Origin of the sequence: Tenacibaculum amylolyticum, from assembly GCF_964511145.1 — a bacterium.
Classification (GTDB): Bacteria; Bacteroidota; Bacteroidia; order Flavobacteriales; family Flavobacteriaceae; genus Polaribacter; species Polaribacter amylolyticum.
Genome location: NZ_CAZEFZ010000063.1, coordinates 190,212 through 210,704 on the forward strand (window position 1 = coordinate 190,212; position 20,493 = coordinate 210,704).

A 20,493-nucleotide genomic window follows, 5' to 3' on the forward strand; every position below is an offset into this window, starting at 1 on the left:
GAGGAATGATAAAGATTTTTACTTTGTCTTAAAAAAAATATAAAATAAAGGTAGGGTGTTTTTTTGTTCAACTGTTTCATTAGAGTAGGAACAGAAATATAAGTTAACAATCTGTTGTATATTTTAGACGGGAGAATATAGAACAATATGAATTAAAATTACTATTGATAAAAATATTGATGCTGATTTTGAGATAACAGCCTTAAAAAATCGAAGAAAGTTTTCTTAAAGAAAAGTAAAACTTAATAAAGTTTTTAAAGGTAAGAAATACAAACGAACGTTAATCATTTTCTGTTTTTGTAAGAACTAAGAAACCATATTGGTTTCATAAAATCTAAATAAAAATGGGAGGACTAAAAATTTTACTGATCGACGGGGAAGAATGCTTTGGAAAAACATTAAAAAACTGCTTAAAATTAAAAGGTTATCATGTTACTTATGCTAAAAGTATAGCAGATGAACTATTAAGTATCAGAAAAGAAGAATGTGATTTATGCATCATAGACGAAAAGCTGATAAACAGCAAAGAGGCTATAATGATAAATACCATTAGGATGATTAATCATCACATTCCAATGATTTTTTTAACGGAAGATGTTAGAGCTTATAATAGGCTGCTATCTTATAAGTTAAGTTTAGCATATTCGTGCCATAAAAATCCATTTGAGCTTAGTAATCTGCTACAAAAAATTAAATTAATCATCAATACCAAAAGTTTGGCTCAAGGCAAATATGAAATTGGTGGTTATACATTTAATTTTAGAAAACGAGAGTTATCTTTTAGAAAGGAAAATTCTGTGAAATTAACTCGAAGAGAAAGTAAATTGTTAGAACTCTTATTAGAGCATAAGAATGATATACTACCAAAAGAGCTAGCCTTAACTAAAATATGGAGAGAAGATAATAGCTATACAGCTAGAAGTATGATAACATACATAGTTAAGCTAAGAAAACATTTATTATTAGATGAAAAAGTGAAAATTGTTACGATATATGGAAAAGGATATAAACTCGTTGGTTAGATTTTAGAGTTATATTAATGTTTTAAGTAGCTCGGAATGTCTTTTAAAAAGACATAAGATTCATTCTTAGTATCGAGCATACAAAAGTAATGTTGCAAGCCATTGGTTACAATCAAGTAATTGGCTTGCAATTTTAGATTATAACGAGCAATTTGGTCAAAAGTAGCCTGTGTAATTTTTACTTCAGGAGCTTTGCATTCTACAATAATATTAGGAGTTCCGTTAGGAGAAAAAACCAAAATATCCGTTCGCTTTTTTAAATTGTTAATCGTAAGCTGTTTTTCTACAGCGATTAATGAAATAGGATATTTTTTATCGTTCAATAAAAACTGAAGGTAATGTTGGCGTACCCATTCCTCTGGAGTTAATACGATGTATTTTTTTCGTACTTCATCAAAGATAAGGTGATGTTTTTCGTTACTTTTGATCTTGAAAGGATACGGAGGTAAATTTAATTTTTCCATCAATCAAAAATAATCAATTTGAATACTAGTACAATGAGTATGGTAAAAAACCTACAGTTAATTATATCCGCTATCATTGTAATTTTGGTGAGTTTTGTATACGGATTTAATCCAAGCAAAATATTACCAGTTGTATTTGGTTTTGAAGTTGCCGATTTGGAACTGAAAAATATATTTAGAGCGATTATGGGGCTGTATATTTTTTTAGGGATTTTTTGGATTATTGGGACTCAGAAAAAAAGATTTTGGGAAGCCGCAACACTTTCTAATATTTTATTCATGGGAGGTTTAGCTTTTGGAAGATTTATAAGTATTCTAGTAGATGGTGTTTCTAACCAGTTTTTAATAGGAGCTATTTTAGAATTGATAATGATGATCTGGGGACTATACAACTTAAAGAAGTATAGTACTATTTTAAAATCATAAGTAGATGAATGATGTAAAACAAATTGTAGGAGATATTAAGCAAGGAAATCTTAAACCTATTTACTTTTTAATGGGAGAAGAACCTTACTATATAGATAAAATATCAGATTATATAGAGCATAATGTCTTAGATGAATCTGAAAAAGGATTCAATCAAGTAATTATGTACGGAAGAGATGTATCTGTAGATGAAATTGTGTCTTCAGCAAAACGTTTTCCTATGATGGCAGAGCATCAGGTAATTATTGTAAAAGAAGCACAAGATTTAAGTAGAACGATAGATAAATTAGAAGCGTATGCAGAAAATCCGCAACCTTCTACCGTTTTAGTATTAAATTATAAATACAAGAAGTTAGATAAACGTAAGAAAGTTTACAAAACAATTGCTAAAAACGGACTTATTTATGAAAGTAAAAAGTTATATGAAAATCAAGTAGGAGACTGGATTCGACGTGTTTTAGGTGGTAAAAAGTATAATATTGAGCCGAAAGCAGCACAAATGTTGGTAGAATTCTTAGGAACTGATTTGAGCAAAATTAGCAATGAATTAGATAAACTTACCTCAGTATTACCAGAGGATACAATTATTACACCACAACATATTGAAGAAAACATAGGAATTTCAAAAGACTTCAATAATTTTGAGTTGCGTAAAGCCGTAGGTGTAAAAGATGTAGTAAAAGCAAACAGAATTATTAATTATTTTAGTCAAAATCCAAAGAACAATCCTTTGGTAATGACCATTTCTTTGTTGAATAGCTTTTTTACACAACTTTTATTATATCATGGTCTGCAAGATAAATCGAAAGCTTCTGTAGCTAGAGCTTTAGGCGTAAATCCATATTTTGTAGACGATTATGTACAAGCGGCAAGAAATTACCCTATGCGTAAAGTTTCTCAAGTAATAGGATTATTAAGAGATGCAGACGTAAAAAGTAAAGGAGTAGGAGCTAATCAATCTCAAGAAGATATTTTAAAAGAATTAGTCTTTAAAATCTTACATTAAAAATAATCATATAGACTTATAGTAATTGATTCACGACGGTTTGTTTGAATTAAGGTTATAACACTAACACTTTTTTTATAACTTTATAGAAAACTAAACTTATACTGTCATGCCAAAAATGAATGTATCTAAAAGTATTATTATTAATGCTTCAAAAGAAAAAATCAAAGAATTTTTAGCCGATTTTCATAATTGGAAGAACTGGTCTCCATGGTTAATTTGTGAACCAGAAGCAACTGTAAATTATGCAGAGGACGGGAAATACTATAAGTGGGAAGGAAATAGAGTAGGAAGCGGAGAAATGAGCGTGCTTAATGAAAGTGATAATAGTATAAATTATGATTTAACATTTTTAAAACCATGGAAATCGAAAGCCAAAGTAGCTTTTAATTTTAAAGATACTCAAGAAGGTACAGAAGTAGAATGGACAATGGAAAGTTCACTACCTTTTTTCATGTTTTGGATGAAAAAATCTATGCAGATTTATATAGGTATGGATTATGAGAGAGGATTGAGAATGTTAAAAGAAGAAATTGAAGAAGGCACAGTTCATAGTAAAATTGAAATTATGGAAGTCAATAATTTTGAAGGAGGTAGCTTTATAGGAAAGAAAACCGATACAGCTTTCTCTAAAATAGCAGAAGCTATGGAAAAAGACTTTGGTGATTTAAAAGAATATATAGCTAAAAATAATATTGATGTTATTGGTGTACCTTTTTCAGAATATCAAAAATTCAACTTAGTAAAAGATAATGTAGTATATGTTACAGGGTTTCCAGTAAAAGAAAAACCAGATAACTTACCTAATGATTTTTTCTTTGGGAATTTATCTAAAAGGAAAATGCAAACAGTTCGTCATACAGGAAAATATGAACATTTAGGAAATGCTTGGTCTACTATTATGATGATGGAGCGAAATAAAGAATTCAAAAAGGATAAAAAAGGAGCACCATTAGAAATTTATATCAACGACCCTTCTCAAGCTAAACCAGAAGAGATGATTGTAGATATTAGCATGCCTATATTGTAATAAATAAATGAATTAATCAATAAGAAATAACAAGAAAGACAACTCATCGGGTTGTCTTTTGTTTACACAAGAAAATGATTCCAAAACATATTTTAGATAGAAAAGGACCAAGAAGTGCGAAAGATGTAAATCCAGAAGTAATTACATACCTTAATAAAGGATTAATAGAAACGAAAAACTTAATGGAATGGCTAGCTGTAGATCAGTTAAGTTTACTACAATTGGTATTGCAAACATTAGGAAAAGAAGAATGGTTTATAGATTTTGAAGCTGCTGTAAGTTCGCAAAAGAAACCTACGGCGAATAGTAATACAAAAGTAATAGGAGAAACTTTTGGGTTATTAACGAAAGAAAGTACTATTTATAAACAGTTAAAAACACATACTTCAGACATAGTACGTTGTTGGTCATGTTGGGCAGAAAGTTTACATTACGATACAGTTACTAGTTTATTACCAGCAATGCAAGAATATGCAGCAGATACACATTTTGGTGTTCGTGAAGTTGTGATTTTTGCAACTAAAGAGCGTATGATTGCAGATTTGGATACAGCAATTAACATACTTTCTACTTGGACTAAAAATGAAGATGAAAATATCAGAAGATTTGCAGTAGAGTCTTTACGACCAGTAGGAGTTTGGACGAAAAAAATAGCAGCTTTTCAAGAAGAACCGCAAAAAGGAATTACACTATTAGAACCATTAAAATCAGATAGTTCTAAGTATGTTAGAGATGCTGTAGCAAATTGGTTAAATGATGCAAGCAAATCAGATCCAATATGGGTGCAAAATACCTGTAATCGATGGGAAAAAGAATCGACTACAAAAGAAACAACCTACATTATTAAAAGAGGATTACGAACAATAAGGAAGTAAAACTATTACTAACAGTTTTATAATAAAAATAGTAAGGCTAATGTAATAAGAGCTGGTAATGCCTGTACAAAGAAAATCTTTTTACTTGCAGTTAAAGCTCCGAAAATTCCAGCTACAGCAACGCAACCTAAAAAGAAAACTGCAACGTTAGTTCTCCATTCTTCATTTTGAATGAAAAAAGTCCAGATAAGTCCAGCAGCTAAAAAACCATTATATAAACCTTGATTGGCAGCCATGGTTTTAGTTTTTGGAAATAATTCACCAGGAAAATGTTTAAAAACTTTTCTCCCACGTGTTTCCCATGCAAACATTTCAAACCATAAAATATATAAGTGTAAAAGAGCAATAAACCCTATTAGTATATTGATAATCATAAAGCTATTTGATTTAAATTATAGAAGGTGTGTAAAATAGTATCTGTAGTTTATTCTTCTGCAGAACGAGCTTTAGATAGAGTAATAAGAGCAACAATAAGTATTCCTATACCCGTACCAAAAGCAAAACCTGTCACAAAATTTTCTGGAGTATAAAAACGAGCAAGAATTTGACTTAATGATAGTAGTACTAAACCTACTACTAATAAAATAATTGGAGTTTTATTAAGCATATTTTCGGGTTGTTATTTTACTTCCTAAATATAGTTAATTTCAATGAAGTATAGAAATTAGCGATATGTTAAAATTTAAAAGGCTCTCAACAACTTTGTTAAGAGCCTTTTAAAAATGTTTTTATAAAGAATATCGTTTATTGAGCTTTGTCAACAACTAATCTTTTATCTCTATTAGCAACTTCCCAAGCGGTAAGAAATACTAAACGAGCCCTGTTTTCTAATAACTCGTAGTTAATTCTATCTGGAGTATCTGTTGGCTGGTGGTAATCTGCATGAGTACCATTAAAATAGAAAATGATAGGAATATTATGCTTTGCAAAATTATAATGATCTGAACGATAGTAGAAACGATTTGGATCATTTTCATCGTTGTATTTATAATCAAGATCAATATTTGTATACTTTTTATTTACTTCTTCAGATAAATTATGAAGCTCTGTACTTAACTTATCAGATCCAATTAAATACACGTAATTAGGATTCCCTTTATGACGCGCGTCAATTCTACCAATCATGTCAATATTTAAATCCGTAACTGTATTCTCTAAAGGAAAAACAGGGTTTTCAGTATAATATTTTGAACCTAATAAGCCTTTTTCTTCACCTGTTACATGTAAAAATAAAATAGAACGTTTTGGTCCTCGTCCTTCATCTGCAGCCTTTTTAAAAGCTTCTGCAATTTCTAAAATAGCAACAGTTCCAGAACCATCATCATCTGCACCGTTGTATACTTTTCCATTCTTTACACCTTCATGATCTAAATGGGCAGAAATAACAACAATCTCATCTGGCTTTTCTGTACCTTTAATAAAAGCAACAACGTTTTCAGAATCATTTAATTTAATACCTCTACGATTATTACTTAAATAAGAAGATGGTACTTTTTGAAAGTAATTATCGCCGCCTAATGGAGAAGAAATTCCTTCAGAAATGTAAAAATTCTTTAAGTACTCAACGGCTTTTTTCTGACCAGGTTCACCAGTATCGCGACCTTCAAATTCATCTGAAGCATACGTAAATAAATGTTTCCCTAAGTCTTTTGCAGTAATAGTTTGAGCATACTTTTCAGCATAATCAATATTAGAGTCATTTTTAGTACTAGTATTACTAGAAACTGTATTTTGACTAGAACCACAAGCGATGAAAGTACAAGCACAAGCGGTATAAATTAATTTTCTCATTGAATTTAAGTTATTGTTTAATGGTTTAGCTAAAGTATAGCTATAAGAAATCAAATTTAAATTTTGTTAATTACGAATTGTTGTAAATTTTTGTTAAAACTAATTAATTCTTTGGGGAAAAGAGAAGAAAATGCATTTTGTTGCATCAATTCAGAAGCATTACCAGAGTACAAACCTTCGTTTACAATAAGAACAAAAGTATCTGCTAACTTTAATGCTAAGTTTACTTCATGAGTAGAAATGATAACAGTTTTTTGAGTTTTTTTTACTAAGTTCTGTAAAAGTGAAAATATTTTATAAGTATGATGAATATCTAAATGCACTGTTGGTTCATCTAAAATAATTACTTCAGTATCTTGAGCTAGAGCTCGTGCAATTAATACACGTTGTAATTGTCCATCACTAAGTGTATAAAAAGGACGATCTTTTAAATGTAAGACATTAGTCAACTCTAAAGCATCTAGTACTTTTTGAGTATCTTTTTCAGATAAACGATCTAGCCAGTTGGTGTAAGGCTGTCTTCCTAAAGCAACAATTTCAAAAACGGTAAGTTGACTTTCTGGCAATCGTTCTGTAAGTACAACACTTAAAAGAGTAGCGAGTTCTTGCTGAGAAAAAGAAGTAATTTCTTTCTGGTTAATGTAAATTTCACCTGTTAACTTTTTTTGAACATTACTAATAGTTCTTAATAAAGTAGATTTACCAGCACCATTTTTTCCTAATAAAGCAACAAACTTTCCTTTCTCAATATGTAAATCGATATTGGAAATAATAGATTTCTGACCTTTTTTCTTACGATAACCAATAGTCAAATCCTTGGTATGTAAAACGATATTTTTATTTGTATCTGTAATAATTAAATATTTTAACTTCCAACCTAAACATAAATTTTCTTCTTTCTAACCAATAACCAAATTACGACAGGTGCACCAAATAAAGAAGTAATAGCATTAATAGGTAAAGTAAATTCACTATTAGGTAATTGAGCAATACTATCGCAAATTAATAAAACTATTCCACCTATTATTGCAACGGCAGGAAGTAAGATTTTATGATTTGAGGTTTTAAAGACTAATTTAGTAATATGAGGAACAGCCAAACCAACGAAAGCTATTGGGCCTGCAAAAGAAGTAATAATGCCAGTTAGTAAACTTGTTATGAATAAGATGACATTCCTACTTCTTCGAGTATTAATTCCTAAGCTTTTTGCATAATTTTCACCTAATAAAAAACTATTTAAAGGTTTTATAGAAGCTATAACTCCTATAATAGCGAGCAAGTAAACTACGGAGAAAATTAAAATCTCATTCCAAGTTAAATTTCCTAAACTACCAAAATTCCAAAAAGCAAATTGCTGAATTTGCTCTGCTTCACTAAAATAAGACAATACACTAATTAAAGCCCCAGCAAGAGCACCAAACATGAGTCCAATTATTAAAATAGACATTGTATTCCTTACTTTATTGGCGGCTACTATTACAGCAAGCAAGACTAAAAATGCACCGATACTAGATGCAATAGGTAATCCCCAACCAGAAAAAACAGAAAACAATGTGAAATTTCCGAAAAGACCTGCGCCAAGTAAAAAAATAGCAACACCTAAACTTGCACCAGAAGAAATACCTAATACAAAGGGGCCTGCTAAAGGATTTCGAAATAATGTCTGCATAAGCAAGCCAGAAATGGAAAGTCCAGAGCCTACTAAAATGGCAGTAATTGTTTTAGGTAAACGATAATTAAGGATAATGGTTTGCCAGCTTTTTTTCGAAGCAGTACCACCAGTAAGACTAGTAAAAACTTCTTCAAAAGGAATGTGTACAGAACCTAAGTTTATATTTAAGAAAGCTAAAATAAGCAGCAGGAATCCAATTAATATAAAATGGTTTGTATATGTTCGTTGTTGCTCCATGTAATAGTTTCTATATCGATAAGAATTGGTATTTTAAAGCAACTTTAATATGTTTTTAGAAACGCTATTAATTTTTGAATAGCCAAACCTCTATGACTAATTTCGTTCTTTTCTTCAGAAGTCATTTCAGCAAAAGAAACAGTATAACCATCAGGTTGAAAAATTGGATCATAACCAAAACCTTTTTCTCCTTGTTGCTGAGTTAAAATTTCACCTTTACAAATACCATCAAAAAGGAATTGTTTACCGTCTAAATTCAAGCAAATAGAAGTTCTAAATTGCGCTTGCCTATCAGTTATTTGATCTAAGTTTGTAAGTAATTTAGCCATGTTGTTTTCAGCATTGGCTGGTTCTCCAGCATATCTTGCAGAATATACGCCAGGAGCACCATTTAAAGCAGCCACTTCTAATCCAGTGTCATCTGCAAAACAATTATATCCAAACTTCTCAGTAATATGATTTGCTTTCAATTGAGCATTCCCTTCTAAAGTAGTGGCAGTTTCTGCTACTTCGTCAAAACAATCAATATCTTTTAAAGATAGCAACTCAATAGAAGAAGGGAGAATTTCCTGTACTTCCTTTAGTTTATTTAAATTGTTGGTGGCAAAAACTAGCTTCATATCATAAAAAATTACCAAACAAATGTAATATTTTTTATCATCTTTGTTAAGATAAACACATTTTGTTTATCATGAGAGTAATTCTCTGAAAGTACTATAAATAAAGGAATGTCGTGTGAAAGTCGGGGTAAAATCAATGAAAATGTTTCCTCAAAATAAAAAGCAAGAGTAAGATTGTATGAAAGACGAAAATATATTTACAATGAAACAACCAGCATTAGGAAAGAAGATTTCCGATTTAAGAAAACAACAAGGATTAACACAAGAAGAACTTGTAGAAAAATGTAACATTAACGTTAGAACAATTCAGCGTATAGAAGCAGGAGAGGTAACTCCAAGAAGTTATACCTTAAAGAATATTCTAGAAGTACTAGGAGCGGATTATAAAAGTATAACAGAGAATGTAGTTTCGGAAGATTTTACACCAGTATTAGGAATTACTCCAAAAAATAAATTTAAAGTATTACAATTTTCTTGGATTTTCGGAATTATCTATTTCTTCTTAGGGTTTCCTGAAATAATGAGCGAGTATTATAGAATAGAAGAAGGAGATGCTATACTAACAAACACACTCTATGTTTTAATTAAAGTAGCCTCAATGATTACATTTTTCTTTTTCATACGAGGTTTTATAGCTACAGGTAAAATTTATCAAAAAAGTATGCTCTCTATAGTAGGTATGATTATGTTAATAGCAGTATTTTGCTTTAGTGTTTACGATATTATTTCTATTTATTATGCAGAGAATTGGTTTCTATTCATGATGTGGGTACGATCGTTAATATATGGAGTTTTATTAATTCTTTTAGGAATTCCTGTATTAATGCTACAAAAGAAATATGGAGGTTTAGCTTTAATTACTGGAATTTTCGAAATTATTTCAGGAGTAGTATTTGTATTTCTAATTCCTGAATTAGGAATAATCATATTATTACCCTTACAACTTTTAGAGATTATCTTATTGTATAAGATCGCAGAAAATCATAAAGAAATAGCGTAAGGTTATTCGTGATGATAAGGTTCATTGCGTAGAATTGTAAAACCACGATAAATCTGTTCAACGATAAATAAACGAATCATTTGGTGAGAAAAAGTCATTTTAGATAGCGATAGTTTACCACTTGCTTTTTGATACACGGCATCAGAAAAACCATACGGACCACCAATTACTAAAACCAATTGTTTAATTCCGCTATTCATTTTTTTCTGAAGAAAATTAGAAAACTCAATAGAAGTGTACTGCTTGCCTTTATCATCTAATAAAACTAATTGGTCAGTAGCTTGTAGTTTAGATAAAATTAAAGCACCTTCTTTTTCTTTTTGTTGTGACTCGGAAAGATTCTTAACATTTTTAATATCTGGAATAATTTCAAGCTCAAACTTAATATAGTGTTGTAATCTTTTCTGATATAAATCGATTAATTGAATCAAATTTTTATCATCTGTCTTACCAATAGCAAGTAGTTTAATTTTCATTACAAATAATTTGGGGCAAAACTAAACTAAAAAAAAGGGATTATCCTATGAATTAGTAAAATAGAAATAAATAATTTTAGCGAGTTAAATATTTGAATACTAGAACATGAGAGTACCCCCCGTTAAACATGTACTGTTAAGTACGTGCATTTTATTGTGCGTAGCATGTACAGAAGACAGCTTTAAAAAAGGTATAGAAACAGAAGAAATACCTGCGGCGCAAACTGACCTTAAAACCTATGAAAATTGGATTGCTAATTACAAAACAGATGAACTGGATAAAGTAATTGAAGAAGAGTTAGATAACAACTCCATTATTAAAAGTAGTACTACCGAAACTGTAAATAAACGTACTAGAGAAAAAGTATACGTGCATTACATGCCTTGGTTTCAATCTAAAGAAATAAATGGTTTCTGGGGCCAACATTGGACGATGACAAATCAGAACCCAGAGATGTTAGATAAAGATGGCAAAAGGCAAATAGCATCGCACTATTACCCATTAATTGGCCCTTATTCTACAATAGATAGAGACTTACAGCAATATCATTTGTTGTTAATGAAATTAAGCGGTGTAGATGGTGTAATATTCGATTGGTACGGAATTCGAAATGTTCGTGATTTTAACTTGATTAAGGAAGGAATGGAAAGTTTCTTAAAAGAGTTAGATAAAACGAAATTAGAATTTGCTGTAATGTATGAAGATAGAGTTGTTAACGAACAAGCAAGAATACTTACACCTATTCAAGTAGCACAAGCAAAGAACGATTTAAACTATATCAAACAAAATTATTTCAGTAAAAAGAATTATATTAAAATAAATAACAAAGAACTGTTATTCATTTTCGGACCTAATTTTATAGATGATAGTAACGATTGGACAGATATTCTTTCCTCTTTAAAAAAGGAGTATAATATACTTTCACTTTGGGGAGCTAAAAATATTATTGGAACAGAAAACAGTAAAGGTGAGTTTGCTTGGATCGATGAAAAACACCTAGAAACATTAGAAGGATATTACAATTATAATGCAGATTTTGAGAATGATGTAATAGGAGGTGTTTCGTACCCAAATTTCAATGACTTTTATAAAGAAGGAGGATGGCGACCAGCAAATGAAAGTGAATGGATATTAGATGGAACAAACGAAGATATGTTTGTAGATTCCTATCTAGAATCATTAAAGCATCCAGTAGATTTTATACAAATTGCTACTTGGAACGATTTTGGAGAAGGTACAATGATAGAACCTACGGAAGAGTTTGGGTATAAATACTTAGAACAACTACAAAAGTTAACTCAAGTTTCATATAAAAATGAAGATTTGAAACTAGCCTATTATATCTATAAGTTGAAGAAAAAATTTGCGAAAAATAAGCGTATGTTACGTATTATAAACCGAGCATATAGATACGCTATGAAAGGTAGGTTATTTAGATCAAAACTAATAGTAGGAGCTATATTATGGTTCTACGGAGATAACTTGTAATTGACTTTAAAATGAATTAAAAATACGTTAAGAAGATATTGTAACAAATTTAAAAAAGCGTAAACTTTTATTTAAATATCCGTTTTTCCTGTAGGGAAGAACGGATATTCCATTTTATATTTAAAATCTTATTTTTACGATCAATAATCATAAGAGAATGATATCACAAGAAAAGTTCAATAAAGAATTAGAATTGATCATTGCAAATGCAATTAGAGAAGATATTGGTGATGGAGATCATACATCACTATCATGTATTCCAGCTGAAGCAAAAGGTAAAGCAAAACTATTAGTAAAAGATGAAGGAATTATAGCAGGTGTTGAGTTTGCTAAAATGGTATTTGCTTATGTAGATAAAGACTTAAAAGTTGAAACACTTATAAATGATGGAGAGCATGTAAAATACGGAGATATTGTATTTTATGTGTCAGGAAAATCACAATCTATATTACAAGCAGAACGTTTAGTATTAAATGCAATGCAACGAATGAGTGCTATTGCCACGAAAACACGTTCTTTTATGGATTTGCTAGAAGGAACAAAAACCAAAGTTTTAGACACTCGTAAAACAACACCAGGAATTAGAGCTCTAGAAAAATGGGCTGTAAAAATAGGAGGTGGAGAGAATCATAGATTTGCATTGTATGATATGGTTATGATTAAAGACAATCATATAGATTTTGCAGGAGGAATTACACAAGCAATTACAAAAACAAAAAAGTATTTAGCAGAAAAAGGATTGGATATTAAAATTATTGTTGAAGCCAGAAATATAGAAGAAATTAAAGAAATTTTATCGAATGAAGGAGTCTACAGAATTTTAATAGATAACTTTAATTATGAAGATACTAGAGAAGCTGTAGCATTAATTGGAGAGCAATGTTTAACAGAAAGTTCAGGAGGAATTAATGAGAAAACAATTCGAGAGTATGCAGAGTGTGGAGTAAATTACATTTCTTCAGGAGCACTTACACATTCTGTATATAATATGGACTTGAGTTTGAAAGCGGTAGAATAATAATATGCTTGGACCCGATAAACATACCAAGTTTCCTTTAAAAAATTACGATAGACTCTGTTTTCTAAAAAACATCGTAAAGAATCCAAATATCAGTGTTGGAGATTATACGTATTACGACGATTTTGAGAACGTAGAAAACTTCGAAAAGAATGTAAAATATCATTTCGATTTTATAAATGATAAACTGATTATAGGAAAGTTCTGTATGATTGCTTCAGATGTAAAATTCATTATGAATGGAGCAAATCATTTAACAGATGCTTTTTCTACCTATCCTTTTGCCATTTTTGGGAATGGATGGGAAGAAGCAATGAAAGATAAAACCTATCCGAATAAAGGTAATATTACTATTGGTAATGATGTTTGGATTGGTTACAACGCAACAATTATGGCAGGAGTAACTATTGGAGATGGAGCAATTATAGCAACCAATGCAACTGTAGTTAAAGATGTAGCGCCTTATTCAATAGTAGGAGGAAATCCAGCCAAAGAAATAAGAAAACGTTTTGATGCAGCAACTATTGAAACATTATTAGAACAGCAATGGTGGAACTGGCCTATTGAAAAAATAACAGAAAACTTACAATATTTAACCAATACTAAACTAGAAAACCAGAAATAATACCTAAACATGAAGAAACATATGCTCATAACTGCCATTATCGCTGTAATGGTAAGTTGTAATACCAAAGAAACCAAGAAAGAAAACATTAAGAAAGAAGATACTAATATGAATGTTACTGAAAATCCATTATTAGTAAAAAGCACGTTAGATTACGGTGCACCAGATTTTACAAAAATTAAAGACGAACATTTTATGCCTGCTATCTTAAAAGGTATGGAAGTTCAAAATGAAGAAATAGCTAAAATTGTAGAGAATATAGATGCACCGACATTTGATAATACCATTTTACCTTTAGAAGAAAGTAGTAAAGTATTAGATAATGTAACAGCAGTATTTTATGCTTTAGCTGGAGCTAATACAAATGATAAGATTAGAGAAATTCAAAAAGAATTAGCACCAAAGTTCTCAAAACATACAGATGAGATTTTATTAAACACTCCGTTGTTTGAAAGAATCAAAACAGTATATAATAACTTAGGAAGTTCAGGTTTAGATGAAGAATCTAAACACTTAGTAAAAGAATACTATAAAAACTTTGTAAAAGCTGGAGCTAATTTATCTGAAGAGAAGAAGAAAGAGCTGAAAGATATAAATGCACAAATAGCTAGCTTATCAAACGATTTTGGAAAGAAGTTATTAGATGCTAGTAAAAAAGGAGGAGTTGTAGTAGAAGACAAAGCGAAGTTGAAAGGATTTTCTGAAGAAAAAATAAAATCATTAGAAAAAGATGGTAAGTATAACATTCAGTTAATTAATACTACACAACAACCATCGTTACAAACATTAGAAGACAGAGGAACTAGAGAAGAGTTATTTAATAAATCTATTAAAAGAACTGAAGGAGGAGAATTTGATACTTCTGATTTAGTAAAGCAAATGGTTGCATTAAGAGCTAAAAAAGCACAAATTTTAGGTTTCGATAATTATGCAAGCTGGAGTTTACAAGGAACAATGGCTTCTAAACCAGAAAAAGTATTCGAAATGTTTACGAATTTAATTCCTGGATCATTAGAAAAAGCAGATTCAGAAATTAAAGAAATTCAAGCACAAATTAATAAAGATGGAGGCGATTTTAAATTAACTCCGTACGATTGGAATCACTATGCAGAGAAAGTTCGTAAATCTAAATATGATTTAGACGAAGAAGAAGTAAAACAATACTTTGAATTAAACAATGTATTAGAAAAAGGAGTGTTTTATGCTGCGAATAAATTATACGGAATCACTTTTAAAAAGAGAGACGATATTCCAACGTACCACCCAGATGTTGTGGTGTATGAATTATTCAATGAAGATGGAAGTAAATTAGGATTATTTTATGGAGACTACTTTGCTAGAGATAGCAAAAGAGGAGGTGCTTGGATGAGTGCATTTGTAAAGCAATCAAAATTAAGAGATCAAAAACCAGTAATTTATAACGTATGTAATTCTCCTAAACCAGCAGAAGGAGAGCCAGCGTTAATCAGTTTTGATGAGGTAGAAACAATGTTCCATGAATTCGGACATGCATTACACGGTTTATTTGGAGATCAAAAATATGCTTCGATTTCAGGAACAAGTGTTGCAAGAGATTTTGTAGAATTTCCATCGCAATTTAACGAGAACTGGGCAACACATCCAGAAGTATTAAATAATTATGCATTACACTATAAAACTGGAGAAGTAATTCCAGATGCATTATTACAAAAAATTAAAAATGCAGGAACATTTAACCAAGGATATTCAATTATAGAAAACTTAGGTTCATCTAATTTAGATATGCAATGGCACACAATTGGTGTAGACGATAATGTTGAAGATGTAGCTGCTTTTGAAAAAGAAGCTTTAGAGAAAATGAAGCTTAAAATAGCGGAGATTCCACCAAGATACCGTTCTACATATTTTGCACATATTTTTAGTGGAGGATATGCTGCAGGATACTATTCGTACTTATGGACAGAAATGTTAAGTCATGATGCATACGATTGGTTTAAAGATAACGGATTATTAACTCGTGAAAATGGAGAGAAGTTCCGTAAAGAAATCTTATCTAGAGGAAATACAATGGACTATGCAAAAATGTATAAAACTTTTGCAGGTCGCGATCCGCAAGCAGAACCAATGTTAAAAGCAAGAGGTTTAAAATAGTTCGGTTGTAAAACTTAGAAAGTAGCTGACAAAAAGCGTATTTTTAGCTTTCAAAAAATGCTTTCTAACGGATACAACAATGAACGATTATTTCGATAACGAAACATTTACCAAAGTCAGTTTTACTAGTGAAAAGCTTAGTAAAGCTGACTTTGATGCTTGTATATTTAAAGATTGTGATTTATCAGAACTACATATTAATGGATCAGAATTCCTAGAGTGTGAATTTATAAACTGTAATTTGAGTAATTCACGGGTAAGAGGATGTAGTTTTAAGAACACACATTTTTTTGATTCTAAACTGATGGGAATAAAGTTTCATGAAGTAGATCCGTTTTTATTACAAATAAACTTTACCAATTGTCATTTAGATTATAGTTCTTTTTACCAATTAAGAATGCAAAACTTCCAATTTATAAATACAAGTCTTAAGGAAGTGGATTTTACAGAAACAGATTTACAGCAAAGTGAGTTTGATAATTGTGATTTATTAGGTGCTATTTTTGAAAATACAGACCTCAGAGAAGCAAATTTTAAAACAGCGCGTAACTTTTCAATAGATTTAGAAACAAATAGAATAGAAAAAGCAATTTTCTCAAAAGAAAATATAGCTAATTTATTAAGAAAGTATAAGGTTAAAATCGAGTAAATTGGATGTTAATTTTGTTATCTCAAGCCTCTTTATAGGTATATTAATATTGTTTTTTACAATAGGGATTATTTTTACTGTAATTGAAAAAAATAAAGCAAAAAAAGAGCTATCTAAAGGAAGATTATTAGAAGTATATGACGAAATAGAGATTGTTAATAGAGAATTAGGAAAGACTAGCTATTGGTTAGGGGAAATAAAAATCTATGATGATTATATTCTACTGAGAAATAAATTCAAATATGAAATTATTGTTAGAAGTAGGAATTTAGAAGGTAAGTTTAAATTTAAGGTTATCTTTACAGAGTGTTTAATAGACGGAAGAAAACTTATAATTAAAGGAGTTAAACATAGATTGATAGGTAAAAGCAATATTACCATACAATTAAAATTCGATAATGAAATACAAACCAAGAAAGTGTATTCATTATTAAGAGATTAGCTAATGAAATAAGCTATGTGCTAAAATGACAAAAAGAATAGAAGAAAGTCTTGAAAAAATACCAGTAATCAATTGGTTTATAAAACTAGGAAAGAAAATAAAAATTCCAGGTTTACAAGGTATGTCTTTATACGATGTGCTAGAAATGTACGGTATAGGAATTGTAAAAGGAGCGTTAACAACAAGAGCAGGAGGAATTGCATTTAGTTTTTTTATGGCAATTTTCCCGTTTTTATTGTTCATTCTTACGCTCATTCCATACATTCCTATTGAAGGATTTCAACAAGGACTTTTCGATTTAATAAAAGAAGGTTTACCACCAAAAACATTCGATGCGGTAAACGGTGTTATTAAAGATATTCTGAATAACCAATATGGAGGATTATTATCGTTTGGTTTTTTAGCTTCAATTTTTCTAATGACAAATGGAGTCAATGCTATTTTTGGAGGATTTGAATATTCTTACCACGTAAAAGAATTTAGAAATGTTTTCAGAGCTTACATCGTGTCGTTAGGTGTTTCGTTACTAATGGCATTCTTCCTGATTGTAACCGTTTCTTTAATCATTTTATACCAAATTGCACTTTCTAAAATAGACAAAATCGGTTGGTTTGATACAGGGGAATTAGACCTATTCTACTTAGGAAGAGGTTTTCTCTTTTTAGTAATGATATATACCATTGTTTCATTGTTATTCAGATATGGAACGAAGCAAGGACGTCAAATTAAATTTTTCTCAGCTGGAGCCATTCTTACAACAGTCGTTTCTTTATTTACATTTTACCTTTTTGGAATTTACGTAGTAAAGTTTGCACAGTACAACCAGCTATACGGATCTATTGGAACATTACTAATTTTAATGTTATTCGTTTGGTTAAATGCAATTGTATTATTACTAGGTTTTGAGCTAAATGCATCTATTTATAGACTAAAAAAACAGCTAGATTAAAAAGGCGTAAAGTAGCTCTTTTCCATTGTCATTCTGAACTGTCAACTGAGTATAAACGAAGGGAGTGAAGAATTTTTAATATCAGAATTTAATTCTTACCGATAGATCTTTCGCTTTCCCTTCGAGCGGCCTCAGGGCGTACTCAAGATGACATCTTTTATCTTTTAAAACTTCCAACTTTTTTAGTAAAAACATGTACAAATAAAACTTCATAATCCGCCAATAAATTCGGATATTTGCAGGCTAAAATAATGCAGATTACTATCTTAAACAGATTTATATAGTTATGAAACCAAGTATCCCAAAAGGAACCAGAGACTTTTCATCTACAGAAGTGGCCAGAAGAAACTTTATATTTAATACCATAAAGCATTCTTTCGAGCTATTCGGATTTCAACCTATTGAAACCCCAAGTTTTGAAAACTCATCAACACTTATGGGGAAATATGGTGAAGAAGGAGATCGTTTAATCTTTAAGATTCTTAATTCAGGAGACTATCTTAATAAAGCAAATGATAAAGTTTTAGAAGATAAAGATAGTAACAAGCTTACGGCTCAGATTTCAGAAAAAGCCTTACGTTACGATTTAACTGTACCTTTTGCACGTTATGTAGTACAGCACCAAAACGATATTACATTTCCGTTTAAACGTTACCAAATTCAGCCAGTTTGGAGAGCAGATAAACCACAAAAAGGACGTTATAGAGAGTTCTATCAATGCGATGCAGATGTGGTAGGAAGCACTTCTTTATGGCAAGAAGTAGAATTTGTAAAATTATACGATGCAGTTTTTAGTAAGTTAAACGTAAAAGGCACGACCATTAAAATCAATAATCGAAAAATTTTATCTGGAATTGCAGAAGTAATTGGAGCAAAAGATAAATTAATCGATTTTACGGTAGCCTTAGATAAGTTAGATAAAATAGGAAAAGACGGTGTAGTTGCGGAAATGCTAGCAAAAGGAATAGCAGAAACAGCTATAGAAAAAGTACAACCGTTATTTGAGTTTACCGGAACCAATGAAGACAAATTAGACGCCTTAGCTGCCATGTTGTCAACATCTGAAGAAGGAACTAAAGGAGTAGAAGAATTACGCTTTGTAGTGTATAATGCACAAGAATTAGGATTAGAAACTGCCTCTTTAGACTTAGACGTAACTTTGGCACGAGGATTGAACTATTATACAGGAGCTATTTATGAAGTTGCAGCTCCAAAAGAAGTGAAAATTGGTTCTATTGGTGGTGGAGGTAGATACGATGACTTAACAGGAATCTTTGGAATGAAAGACGTAAGTGGTGTAGGAATTTCGTTTGGATTAGATCGTATTTACTTAGTAATGGAAGAATTAGGATTGTTTGAAGATGTAGCACTACCAAAACCAAAAGTACTGTTCTTAAATTTTAATGAAAACGAGAGTTTACTTAAAATGAAAGCAGTAAATGAATTAAGAGCAAATGGTGTAAAAGCTGAATTATATCCTGATGTTGCTAAGAGTAACAATCAGCAGAAAAAACAGTGGAAATATGTAGATAAAAGAGCTATTGAGTTTGTGGTTTCAGACATAGAAGACAATAAATTCATGCTGAAAAACAGCGAAACTCGAGAGCAACAATTATTAACAGTAAACGAAATAATTAACATTATACATTAAGAAACATCCATTTGTTTTATCTTTATATAACAATAGTAAACAAAAAAAGATGTTTGAGATTACAACTAATATGAAAGACGAGAGAATTGATGAAATAGGGGAGAACCACATCGGTACTTCTGCTACGACTCCATTACGTGCTGATGCATTTGATATTTCGGACGAAGAAAAGATTTCTAGAATTCAAGAAAGTGTAAAAGATATATTGGAAACCTTAGGAATGGACTTAACAGACGATAGCCTACAAGGAACTCCAAAACGTGTAGCTAAAGCTTTTGTAAATGAACTATTCATGGGATTAAACCCAGAGAACAAACCAAAAGCCTCTACATTCGATAATAATTATAATTATGGTGAAATGTTAGTTGAGAAAAACATTGTTGTATACTCAACTTGCGAGCATCATTTATTACCAATTGTTGGTCGTGCACACGTAGCATATATTTCTAACGGAAAAGTAATAGGTTTATCTAAAATGAACCGACTTGTAGAATACTATGCAAAACGTCCACAAGTACAAGAACGTTTAACAATGCAAGTAGTACAAGCTATGCAAGAAGCATTAGGAACAGAAGATGTGGCTTGTGTAATAGATGCAAAACACTTATGTGTAAACTCTAGAGGTGTAAAAGACATCGAAAGTTCTACAGTAACAGCTGAGTTTGGTGGGAAGTTTAAAGAAAAAGAAACCAAGCGTGAGTTTTTAGATTACTTGAAAATGAATACAAGTTTCGAATAGAATTTTGTTCGTTATACATTTATAATATCAAAGTGCGGTTTTTACCGCACTTTTTTATTGCTCTAAACTTCTAGGATAGCTTGTAGTATTTTTAGAAATTCAAAATAATCTACAATTTAAATGCACTGAATATTGTTATGATTATAAATAGTAATTGAACCAAAACCAAGGGATTTCAGTCC

23 protein-coding genes are annotated in these 20,493 nt (G+C 30.6%); 15 read left to right on the top strand and 8 right to left on the bottom strand.

Annotation, left to right across the window (positions count from 1 at the left end; all coding sequences use genetic code 11):
• Positions 1-344 precede the first annotated feature (344 nt).
• Entirely contained in the window at positions 345-1,022 is a 678-nt protein-coding gene (locus tag ACKTTC_RS13985; RefSeq protein ID WP_408040459.1) for a response regulator transcription factor, read from the top strand.
• A gap of 14 nt (positions 1,023-1,036) precedes the next feature.
• On the opposite strand, the gene ACKTTC_RS13990 is transcribed toward ACKTTC_RS13985, so the two are convergent.
• Complete coding sequence (locus tag ACKTTC_RS13990) at positions 1,037-1,486, bottom strand: type I restriction enzyme HsdR N-terminal domain-containing protein (RefSeq protein WP_408040460.1); 450 nt, start codon at positions 1,484-1,486, stop codon at positions 1,037-1,039.
• Positions 1,487-1,504: 18 nt separating this feature from the next.
• On the opposite strand from ACKTTC_RS13990, the gene ACKTTC_RS13995 reads away from it, so the two are divergent.
• The 4 genes from ACKTTC_RS13995 (at position 1,505) to ACKTTC_RS14010 (ending at position 4,823) form a co-directional block, all read left to right on the top strand.
• A complete protein-coding gene (locus ACKTTC_RS13995; protein ID WP_408040461.1) occupies positions 1,505-1,912 on the top strand; it encodes a DUF4345 domain-containing protein in 408 nt (135 codons plus the stop codon).
• A gap of 4 nt (positions 1,913-1,916) precedes the next feature.
• Positions 1,917-2,918 carry a DNA polymerase III subunit delta gene (gene holA / locus ACKTTC_RS14000; RefSeq protein WP_408040462.1) on the top strand — a complete coding sequence of 334 codons (1,002 nt, stop codon included), beginning with the start codon at positions 1,917-1,919 and terminating at the stop codon, positions 2,916-2,918.
• A gap of 109 nt (positions 2,919-3,027) precedes the next feature.
• The gene (locus ACKTTC_RS14005) at positions 3,028-3,948 is read left to right on the top strand and encodes an SRPBCC family protein (RefSeq protein ID WP_408040463.1); all 921 of its coding nucleotides are present in this window, start codon (positions 3,028-3,030) and stop codon (positions 3,946-3,948) included.
• Between the two features lie 74 nt (positions 3,949-4,022).
• The gene (locus tag ACKTTC_RS14010) at positions 4,023-4,823 is read left to right on the top strand and encodes a DNA alkylation repair protein (protein ID WP_408040464.1); all 801 of its coding nucleotides are present in this window, start codon (positions 4,023-4,025) and stop codon (positions 4,821-4,823) included.
• Positions 4,824-4,840: 17 nt separating this feature from the next.
• Here ACKTTC_RS14010 and ACKTTC_RS14015 read toward each other — a convergent pair whose 3' ends face one another.
• The 6 genes from ACKTTC_RS14015 to ACKTTC_RS14040 all read right to left on the bottom strand — a co-directional run bounded on the left by ACKTTC_RS14015 (position 4,841) and on the right by ACKTTC_RS14040 (position 9,143).
• The gene (locus ACKTTC_RS14015) at positions 4,841-5,197 is read right to left on the bottom strand and encodes a DUF1304 domain-containing protein (RefSeq protein WP_408040465.1); all 357 of its coding nucleotides are present in this window, start codon (positions 5,195-5,197) and stop codon (positions 4,841-4,843) included.
• Positions 5,198-5,247: 50 nt separating this feature from the next.
• A complete protein-coding gene (locus ACKTTC_RS14020; RefSeq protein WP_408040466.1) occupies positions 5,248-5,430 on the bottom strand; it encodes a hypothetical protein in 183 nt (60 codons plus the stop codon).
• Positions 5,431-5,567: 137 nt separating this feature from the next.
• A complete protein-coding gene (locus ACKTTC_RS14025; RefSeq protein WP_408040467.1) occupies positions 5,568-6,614 on the bottom strand; it encodes a M28 family metallopeptidase in 1,047 nt (348 codons plus the stop codon).
• 56 nt (positions 6,615-6,670) lie between these two features.
• Entirely contained in the window at positions 6,671-7,426 is a 756-nt protein-coding gene (locus ACKTTC_RS14030) for an ABC transporter ATP-binding protein (protein WP_408040468.1), read from the bottom strand.
• 65 nt (positions 7,427-7,491) lie between these two features.
• Positions 7,492-8,523, bottom strand: a complete 1,032-nt coding sequence (locus tag ACKTTC_RS14035; RefSeq protein ID WP_408040469.1) for a FecCD family ABC transporter permease — start codon at positions 8,521-8,523, stop codon at positions 7,492-7,494.
• Positions 8,524-8,567: 44 nt separating this feature from the next.
• On the bottom strand, positions 8,568-9,143 hold the full coding sequence (locus ACKTTC_RS14040) for a non-canonical purine NTP diphosphatase (RefSeq protein WP_408040470.1): 576 nt from the start codon (positions 9,141-9,143) through the stop codon (positions 8,568-8,570).
• 202 nt (positions 9,144-9,345) lie between these two features.
• Here ACKTTC_RS14040 and ACKTTC_RS14045 point away from each other — a divergent pair, with 202 nt between their 5' ends.
• Positions 9,346-10,143, top strand: a complete 798-nt coding sequence (locus ACKTTC_RS14045) for a helix-turn-helix domain-containing protein (RefSeq protein ID WP_408040471.1) — start codon at positions 9,346-9,348, stop codon at positions 10,141-10,143.
• Positions 10,144-10,145: 2 nt separating this feature from the next.
• Here ACKTTC_RS14045 and rlmH read toward each other — a convergent pair whose 3' ends face one another.
• Positions 10,146-10,619, bottom strand: a complete 474-nt coding sequence (gene rlmH / locus ACKTTC_RS14050; protein WP_408040472.1) for a 23S rRNA (pseudouridine(1915)-N(3))-methyltransferase RlmH — start codon at positions 10,617-10,619, stop codon at positions 10,146-10,148.
• Between the two features lie 106 nt (positions 10,620-10,725).
• Here rlmH and ACKTTC_RS14055 point away from each other — a divergent pair, with 106 nt between their 5' ends.
• The 9 genes from ACKTTC_RS14055 to folE all read left to right on the top strand — a co-directional run bounded on the left by ACKTTC_RS14055 (position 10,726) and on the right by folE (position 20,311).
• Positions 10,726-12,108, top strand: coding sequence for a glycoside hydrolase family 71/99-like protein (locus ACKTTC_RS14055; RefSeq protein WP_408040473.1), 1,383 nt, complete (start codon positions 10,726-10,728; stop codon positions 12,106-12,108).
• Positions 12,109-12,265: 157 nt separating this feature from the next.
• The gene (gene nadC, locus ACKTTC_RS14060) at positions 12,266-13,126 is read left to right on the top strand and encodes a carboxylating nicotinate-nucleotide diphosphorylase (protein ID WP_408040474.1); all 861 of its coding nucleotides are present in this window, start codon (positions 12,266-12,268) and stop codon (positions 13,124-13,126) included.
• Between the two features lie 4 nt (positions 13,127-13,130).
• On the top strand, positions 13,131-13,751 hold the full coding sequence (locus tag ACKTTC_RS14065) for a CatB-related O-acetyltransferase (protein ID WP_408040475.1): 621 nt from the start codon (positions 13,131-13,133) through the stop codon (positions 13,749-13,751).
• Positions 13,752-13,760: 9 nt separating this feature from the next.
• On the top strand, positions 13,761-15,881 hold the full coding sequence (locus ACKTTC_RS14070; protein WP_408040476.1) for a M3 family metallopeptidase: 2,121 nt from the start codon (positions 13,761-13,763) through the stop codon (positions 15,879-15,881).
• A 79-nt stretch (positions 15,882-15,960) separates the two neighbouring features.
• The gene (locus ACKTTC_RS14075; protein ID WP_408040477.1) at positions 15,961-16,530 is read left to right on the top strand and encodes a pentapeptide repeat-containing protein; all 570 of its coding nucleotides are present in this window, start codon (positions 15,961-15,963) and stop codon (positions 16,528-16,530) included.
• 49 nt (positions 16,531-16,579) lie between these two features.
• Entirely contained in the window at positions 16,580-16,972 is a 393-nt protein-coding gene (locus tag ACKTTC_RS14080; protein ID WP_408040478.1) for a hypothetical protein, read from the top strand.
• A 25-nt stretch (positions 16,973-16,997) separates the two neighbouring features.
• Positions 16,998-17,921 (top strand): YihY/virulence factor BrkB family protein, encoded by a 924-nt coding sequence (locus ACKTTC_RS14085; RefSeq protein ID WP_408040479.1) that lies wholly within the window; start codon positions 16,998-17,000, stop codon positions 17,919-17,921.
• A 286-nt stretch (positions 17,922-18,207) separates the two neighbouring features.
• Positions 18,208-19,572: a histidine--tRNA ligase gene (gene hisS, locus ACKTTC_RS14090; protein ID WP_408040480.1), complete on the top strand. Its 1,365-nt coding sequence runs from the start codon at positions 18,208-18,210 to the stop codon at positions 19,570-19,572.
• A 49-nt stretch (positions 19,573-19,621) separates the two neighbouring features.
• Positions 19,622-20,311: a GTP cyclohydrolase I FolE gene (gene folE / locus ACKTTC_RS14095; RefSeq protein WP_408040481.1), complete on the top strand. Its 690-nt coding sequence runs from the start codon at positions 19,622-19,624 to the stop codon at positions 20,309-20,311.
• Positions 20,312-20,493 lie beyond the last annotated feature (182 nt).

Bases quoted from the DNA above. Each gene is read 5' to 3' on its own strand.
- ACKTTC_RS13985 (WP_408040459.1), top strand. From the start codon at position 345: ATGGGAGGACTAAAAATTTTACTGATCGACGGGGAAGAATGCTTTGGA.
- ACKTTC_RS13990 (WP_408040460.1), bottom strand. From the start codon at position 1,486: ATGGAAAAATTAAATTTACCTCCGTATCCTTTCAAGATCAAAAGTAAC.
- holA (WP_408040462.1), top strand. From the start codon at position 1,917: ATGAATGATGTAAAACAAATTGTAGGAGATATTAAGCAAGGAAATCTT.
- ACKTTC_RS14005 (WP_408040463.1), top strand. From the start codon at position 3,028: ATGCCAAAAATGAATGTATCTAAAAGTATTATTATTAATGCTTCAAAA.
- ACKTTC_RS14010 (WP_408040464.1), top strand. From the start codon at position 4,023: ATGATTCCAAAACATATTTTAGATAGAAAAGGACCAAGAAGTGCGAAA.
- ACKTTC_RS14015 (WP_408040465.1), bottom strand. From the start codon at position 5,197: ATGATTATCAATATACTAATAGGGTTTATTGCTCTTTTACACTTATAT.
- ACKTTC_RS14020 (WP_408040466.1), bottom strand. From the start codon at position 5,430: ATGCTTAATAAAACTCCAATTATTTTATTAGTAGTAGGTTTAGTACTA.
- ACKTTC_RS14025 (WP_408040467.1), bottom strand. From the start codon at position 6,614: ATGAGAAAATTAATTTATACCGCTTGTGCTTGTACTTTCATCGCTTGT.
- ACKTTC_RS14035 (WP_408040469.1), bottom strand. From the start codon at position 8,523: ATGGAGCAACAACGAACATATACAAACCATTTTATATTAATTGGATTC.
- ACKTTC_RS14040 (WP_408040470.1), bottom strand. From the start codon at position 9,143: ATGAAGCTAGTTTTTGCCACCAACAATTTAAATAAACTAAAGGAAGTA.
- ACKTTC_RS14045 (WP_408040471.1), top strand. From the start codon at position 9,346: ATGAAACAACCAGCATTAGGAAAGAAGATTTCCGATTTAAGAAAACAA.
- rlmH (WP_408040472.1), bottom strand. From the start codon at position 10,619: ATGAAAATTAAACTACTTGCTATTGGTAAGACAGATGATAAAAATTTG.
- ACKTTC_RS14055 (WP_408040473.1), top strand. From the start codon at position 10,726: ATGAGAGTACCCCCCGTTAAACATGTACTGTTAAGTACGTGCATTTTA.
- nadC (WP_408040474.1), top strand. From the start codon at position 12,266: ATGATATCACAAGAAAAGTTCAATAAAGAATTAGAATTGATCATTGCA.
- ACKTTC_RS14065 (WP_408040475.1), top strand. From the start codon at position 13,131: ATGCTTGGACCCGATAAACATACCAAGTTTCCTTTAAAAAATTACGAT.
- ACKTTC_RS14070 (WP_408040476.1), top strand. From the start codon at position 13,761: ATGAAGAAACATATGCTCATAACTGCCATTATCGCTGTAATGGTAAGT.
- ACKTTC_RS14075 (WP_408040477.1), top strand. From the start codon at position 15,961: ATGAACGATTATTTCGATAACGAAACATTTACCAAAGTCAGTTTTACT.
- ACKTTC_RS14085 (WP_408040479.1), top strand. From the start codon at position 16,998: ATGACAAAAAGAATAGAAGAAAGTCTTGAAAAAATACCAGTAATCAAT.
- hisS (WP_408040480.1), top strand. From the start codon at position 18,208: ATGAAACCAAGTATCCCAAAAGGAACCAGAGACTTTTCATCTACAGAA.
- folE (WP_408040481.1), top strand. From the start codon at position 19,622: ATGTTTGAGATTACAACTAATATGAAAGACGAGAGAATTGATGAAATA.